The sequence below is a fragment of the Stenotrophomonas sp. YIM B06876 genome, from assembly GCF_030711595.1.
Classification (GTDB): domain Bacteria; phylum Pseudomonadota; class Gammaproteobacteria; order Xanthomonadales; family Xanthomonadaceae; genus Stenotrophomonas.
Genome location: NZ_JAUJUJ010000173.1, coordinates 1 through 1,652 on the forward strand (window position 1 = coordinate 1; position 1,652 = coordinate 1,652).

The following is a 1,652-nucleotide window of genomic DNA, read 5'->3' on the forward strand; positions in this document are numbered from 1 at the left end:
AGATGCCCGCGCTCATGGACCTCTTTCCGGGGGCCAAACTCATTGCCTGCGTGCGCAATGTGGCCTGGGTCATGGACAGCATCGAGCGCCGCTACCGGGCCAACCCCTATGAAATCACGCGCCTGTTCAGCGACGATGCCGAGCGCAACACGGTGTACAGCCGCGTGGAAGCCCTGGCCCGGCACAACCGCCTGGTGGGCTACCCGTGGACGGCGCTCAAGGAAGCCTTCTACGGCGAACACGCCAGCTCGCTGCTGCTGGTGGACTACGACCTGTTGGCCCAGGCGCCGGACAAGGTGCTGCCCTTGGTCTACCAATTTCTGGACGAGCCCGCTTTTGCGCACGATTTCGAGCGGGTGCAATACGACGCGCCAGACTTTGACGAGGCGCTGGGCCTGCACGGCCTGCACAAGGTGCGGCCCAAAGTGGGCATTGAACGCCGCGCCACCATTCTTCCGCCCGATTTGTTCGAGCAATACAGCAAGCTGTCCTTCTGGCAAGACAAGGCCCTCAGCCGCGCCCATGTCATCACCGCCAAACCCGCAGCACCTGCCGTGGCGGAGCCTTTGAATGCTGGCCTGGATATGCTATTAAATAAATAGCATATACCGCAATACCAGTAAGCGCCAGAGCCCTATTTCATTAAACCCAAAAAACCAACACCATGACCACGGACCTCACCAAAACCGCCCGCGAAATCGTCTTTGTCGACAGCCGTGTCAAAGACGTCGCGACCTTGCTCAAAGGGCTTCCCCCGGGCGCCGAGGTGGTGTATCTGAACGCGGGCGAAGACGGCCTGCAGCAGATGGCCAAGGCGTTGGGCGAGCATGGTGATGTGGGTGCCGTGCACATTCTGGCCCATGGCAGCGCGGGGCAACTCTGGCTGGGCAGCACCTTCCTGGACGCCGGCACGCTGGCAGGCCAAAGCGAGGCGCTGGCTGCCATCGGCCGGGGCTTGACTGAAGAGGGCGACCTGCTGGTTTATGCCTGCGACATGGCGGCTGGCGAAGTAGGCGCGCAGTTTGTGGCCAGCCTGGCGGCACTGACGGGAGCGGACGTGGCGGCCAGCAACAACCGCACCGGGGCAGGCGGCGACTGGGAACTGGAGATCAGCACCGGCGCCATCGAAAGCGCCAACGTGCTGTTTACCCAAGACCTGCACGACTACCAATGGGGGCTGGCGACCCTGACCGTCACCAGCAACGCTGACTCGGGTGTCGGCACACTGCGCCAGGCCCTGAGCGACGCGGTGGTGGGCGATACCGTCACCTTCAGCACAAGCATGACGGTGCAGCTCTCCTCCGAACTGCTGGTCAACAAGAACATTGTCCTCGACGGCGACCTGAACGACGACGGCGTGGCCGACGTGACCCTCAACGGCCAATACAAGACCCGCGTGGTGGAAGTCATGTCCGGCAGTACCGTGACGCTGGATGGCTTGGTGATCACCCAGGGCCTGGTGGCGGGCAATGGCGCTGCCGCCGGCACGGACGGCACGGCGGCCATGGGCGGCGGTATTTTCAACGCCGGCAACCTGACCCTCAAGAACGTCATCGTGACCAGCAACGCTGCCTCGGGAGGCGGTGGCGGAGGCGGGGTTACCGCACCTTACGTCGGTGGTGCGGTCGGTGGCGGTGGCGGCGGTGGCGGCG

Annotated in this window: 1 protein-coding gene and 1 pseudogene; both read left to right on the forward strand. The window is 63.9% G+C overall.

Annotation, left to right across the window (positions count from 1 at the left end; all coding sequences use genetic code 11):
* Positions 1-602, forward strand: a pseudogene (locus tag QZH66_RS15795) (hypothetical protein); the annotation flags it as partial.
* 62 nt (positions 603-664) lie between these two features.
* The coding region (locus tag QZH66_RS15800) for a DUF4347 domain-containing protein (protein ID WP_305806847.1) at positions 665-1,652 on the forward strand (988 nt) is incomplete at its 3' end.